3 protein-coding genes are annotated in these 4,520 nt (G+C 46.4%); all 3 read left to right on the top strand.

Translation table 11 applies throughout. From position 1 onward, the window contains the following. Positions 1-680, top strand: a 680-nt coding sequence (locus tag MHN01_RS17610; RefSeq protein WP_239412531.1) for an alanine racemase, incomplete at its 5' end; no start/stop codon positions are given. After that, positions 673-1,899: a phosphopentomutase gene (locus tag MHN01_RS17615; RefSeq protein WP_239412532.1), complete on the top strand. Its 1,227-nt coding sequence runs from the start codon at positions 673-675 to the stop codon at positions 1,897-1,899. The genes MHN01_RS17610 and MHN01_RS17615, both read left to right, overlap by 8 nt. A gap of 238 nt (positions 1,900-2,137) precedes the next feature. Continuing rightward, complete coding sequence (locus MHN01_RS17620) at positions 2,138-4,264, top strand: carbohydrate-binding protein (protein WP_239412533.1); 2,127 nt, start codon at positions 2,138-2,140, stop codon at positions 4,262-4,264. Positions 4,265-4,520 lie beyond the last annotated feature (256 nt).

Raw genomic sequence — 4,520 nt, forward strand, 5'->3', positions numbered from 1 at the left:
GGTTTCCTATTGAGCAATTAGAACAGGTATTGGCAGAGATCACTGCCCTGCCAAACCTTAAGCTTACTGGTCTAACACATTTTCCTTGCTTCTTATATGATTCAGCATCACAAACAACACGCCCAACGGTAAACCTGAACACCTTGAAATTATCTACGGATAAGGCCAAAGAGCTGGGATACCACATTGAACAAGTTAATGGTCCATCGTCAACAAGCTGTGAAACTCTTCCCTTGTTGGCGGAGTTCGGGGGCACGCATGGTGAACCGGGACATGCCCTGACAGGAACCACGCCAGCCAATCATGATGGGAGTCAGCCTGAAAAGGTTTCGGTGCTCTATCTCAGTGAGATTTCACATCATTATGGGGATCACAGTTACTGCTACGGCGGTGGTTACTATCGCCGAGGAAATCTAGCTTTGGCATTGGTCTGCCAAGGCGAAAATGACCGAGCTGAGCAGGAGGTGGTTGTGCCTGTTAATAACGATGACGATTCAAACATTGATTACCACTTAAAGCTCGAAGGGAAATTCGCAATTGGTTCGCCGGTGGTTATGGCATTTCGCACTCAAGTTTTCGTTACCCGTAGTGACGTTGCACTGATTGCCGGTATTTCGCAGGGAGATCCTGAGTTGGTGGGTACTTACAATTCTTTAGGTGATGAGGTGTCTTATGGCTAGATTTATTGTGGTGGTACTAGATGGTTTTGGTGTTGGTGAAATGCCTGATGTGCCGGTAGTTCGCCCTCAGGATTCCGGCGCTAATACGGCAGAAAAGTTACTCAATCACTTCCCGCTTAAAACGCTGCCAACGCTTGAAAAGTTGGGACTACTCAATGTAGTGGGTGAAACTAAATCGGTTATGGAAGCCAGTTCTGTCGCAAACTGGGGGCGAGCATGGCTTGCCCATGAAGGTGGAGACACATTCATGGGCCATCAGGAGATCATGGGCACTCTTCCTAAACCGCCAGCCGTCATGGCATTCCAGCAGTCAATTGATGCTATAGAGCAGGCATTGTTGCAAAGAAACTATCAGGTTAGACGGTTGGAAAAACACGGCTTACAGCTTCTTGTCGTGAATGATTGTGTGGTGGTAGGCGACAACCTAGAAGCTGATTTGGGACAGGTGTACAACCTGACGGCCAATTTTTCTCAAATCAGTTTCGATCAAGTCAAAGAGATTGGGGGGGTGGTGCGCTCTGCCAATGTGGTTGGTCGTAACATCGCTTTCGGTGGATTTGTCGACTCTATGCAGCAGATATTTGATGCCATTGAAATCAAGGCTGGCCCTGACGGAAAAGCTAAATATATCGGCGTTAACTCGCCTGCTTCCGGAACATATGACAATGGGTTCCAGGTTGTCCATTTGGGCTACGGCGTCGATCCAGCTGTTCAAGCTCCCCAAAAGCTCCATGAGGCAGGTATACATACTTACTTGTACGGAAAAGTAGCCGATATCGTTCAAAATGAATCCGGAACGTCATATATGTCAGTGGTCGACACCGATAAGGTCTTCGAGCTCTTGCATCAGGATTTAAAGCAACATGCAACGGGCTTTTTCTGTGCCAACGTCCAGGAAACGGATTTATCGGGACACCTTCAGGATCCGCGCCAGTACTGGAAAATTCTAGAGAAATCAGACAAGGGATTAGAACAGGTTATCGCACTTATGGAGAGCGATGACGTACTGGTCGTGATGGCTGATCATGGCAATGATCCCTTCATCGGTCATACCCGTCATACCCGGGAGCAAGTGCCCCTGCTGGTATATCACCATCATACACAGGGTATTGAGTTGGGGACAAGAAGTACTCTTGCCGATGTGGGGGCCAGCGCGACGACATTTTTTGATGCGGAACTACCTATCAGTGGGAGCTCGTTTCTTTCTCTCATTAGATAGTACTCCTGCGTTTCGACAAGGCTTGATGTATTAACCTGCTTCGCCATTTATCACAGCGGCTTCGCCTCAGTGAAGATGAGTGATCAGTTTTACTAATAGTTATCGGAAATAACCCACGGGCTTCATGCTCGTATTATTCAATCGGAAAAAGGATAGAACATTGAAAACACATATTAAAGCAGTATCAGCTGCCGTCATTTTGGGATTGTCATCCCCTGTACTAGCTGCCGAAGGCGGGATGCAGGCTTTTCTTGATTCGCTACGCGATTTTGAATCAGGGATTAACCCAGCTAAGGCTGATTTCTACCTAGCGAATTTAGACAACCCATCGGCTTTAGAGTATGGGTATGCCAAGGTTACAAAACCAGGGCGATTAGTACGAGATTGTGCTACCGGTTCGATGATTTCGGAACCAACAACCGTTAGGGAGTATTTTAAAAAGCTGGGCATTGATACCATTTATAACCCGTTGACTCCTCATGACAGTGCCATGTTCCGTTCCATGCAATTTAACTCAATGAACGCATGGGGATTTGTCGGGTATCAACTCGGTGAAGCCTTGCTGATCGATGCGGGTTACTATAGTCCGAAAGAAGTCACTATCGAAGGTAAAAACTATGACAGTTTCTACATGTTCGTTCCTGACTCCACCTGGATCGGCTGTAAAACGGAAGCTCTGGCTGAAATCGAAGGATCTGGCGGTAATAAAGTCTATGTTACTGACACCAATCAGTGGGAAGGAACCTTTGTTGGCAAAAACGGCGTGAACTCGTTCGAAGATTTGCTCATACCGGAAAAACAAGAGCTGGTTATACGTGATGCGATGCATTTCAACTACAAGGTAATGAGTAAGCTGCTAGCTGATGGCAACATGACATGGGAGCAGGCGCTGGCAAAAAGCTGGCCAGGTAAAGATGAAAACGGTCAGCCAATCCAAATCCAATCGACAATGTCAGGACTCCTAGCTGCTGCCCATTTGCGTGGAGCATGGGGAACTGCAGCCCTGCTGCTTAAAGATAAAATAACTTGTGATGAAACAAATACTTGTATCACAAAGTACGTACATAAGTTCGGTGCTTACGATACATTGTTCGATGTCCCTGGAAATAGCATAACCCATGGCTCTACTTATGATGAAGTGATGACAGCCGGGTGGGGCAGCGACACAGTGATCACCGGTGGCGGTAAAGACCAAATTCTACTTAATGAGGAAAAAGGCTCTGTTACCACGATTAGTGATTTCACCGTTGGTGATGATCTGATTGTACTTCGAGGCTGGCAGGCTTCTGATCCGCTGGCGTCTCTGACCATTTCAGACATGACCGGTGATACCGAGCTGCAATTTGCCGGACAGAGTGTTGTGCTGAAAGGTGTATCTGCTGCTGCAGTTAGTGCAAATCCAGCTGCTGTTCTCACGAAGTCAGATACCTATGTTCTGGCATGGAATACAGGTAAGCAAGTGGTACAGGGCTTTGATCCTGCTGTCGATAAAATCGAAGGTAGTGCCGGTATCGGATTTAAACACCTCAAGGCTTATGAGACCTCAACATCTATCATTATTGGTCCACAAGCAGAAGATGGTGGCATATATGCCTCTTACGAGTTAGTTGGTCTTACTCTTGCCGATATTACCGCTGAAATGTTTAGCAATGTCACTGGTGGATTTGACCGTCTTGGCTTCATTGTTCCGCTCAACCATATTAACTGGGGTTGGAACATGGAACTGGTTGTAAACAGTTTCGATGCAGCGAAAACTGTTTTGACAGTACCGAGCAATCAGCCAGTCCCGTTTGCTGCAGTTAAGCTGACACAGGAAGGGGCAGACACGGTACTTACGTTGATCGAACCTTATGCAAAAGGTGATAAGAAACGAATTGTACTTAAAAATACTGATGTAAAAACATTGAGTGCATCGAACTTTGCAGGATTTAGCGGTAACTTCTCTGAAGTTACAACGGATATTTCTGTGATGTTTGAAATCAGTGCAACTGTAAATGGTATTGGCGGCGTTATTTCCCCGACTCCTGATGCTAATGGCATATTACAAGCGAAAGGCGGAACAGATTTCACCGTTAATTTCATTGCCGACAGTGGATATAAAGTGAAATCTATTGTAGTAGACGGTGTTGCTCAATCAGTAGCCAATAGCTATACCTTTACAGCTGTCAGTGCCTCATCTGTACTTGTAGTCAGCTTTGAGCCTGGTCAGGCGCCAACATGTCCAGCAGCATGGGATGCGAGTGCAGTCTACACTGGTGGCGACCAAGTGACTTATCAGGGTAATGTCTATAAGGCGAAGTGGTGGACAAGTGGTAACCGACCTGACGCGGGTGGTCCATGGGCGCTTGTTAAGCCTTGTAGCTAAACCTATTCGCAACGTTGGCAGTAAACACACTGCTTCCTAAATACAAAACCTCTGCTGAAAGGCAGAGGTTTTTTTGTTCGTGCGGTAAACCCGGTAAGTGACCAGGATGTTGCGATATGAACTCAAGTGCATTCCCGCTTGCACGGGAATGGTAATATTATTGGAACTATTTCAAATCGATAACGCTTGGTTTTTCGACAACTTACAGCTTGAAGCGGTTAATTTCCTGCTGTAGTTCGTGAGACAGGTGAGAAAG

The sequence above is a fragment of the Photobacterium sp. OFAV2-7 genome, from assembly GCF_022347985.1.
GTDB lineage: Bacteria > Pseudomonadota > Gammaproteobacteria > Enterobacterales > Vibrionaceae > Photobacterium.

Coding starts and splice junctions, on each gene's coding strand:
- MHN01_RS17615 (WP_239412532.1), top strand. CDS start 673: ATGGCTAGATTTATTGTGGTGGTACTAGATGGTTTTGGTGTTGGTGAA.
- MHN01_RS17620 (WP_239412533.1), top strand. CDS start 2,138: ATGCAGGCTTTTCTTGATTCGCTACGCGATTTTGAATCAGGGATTAAC.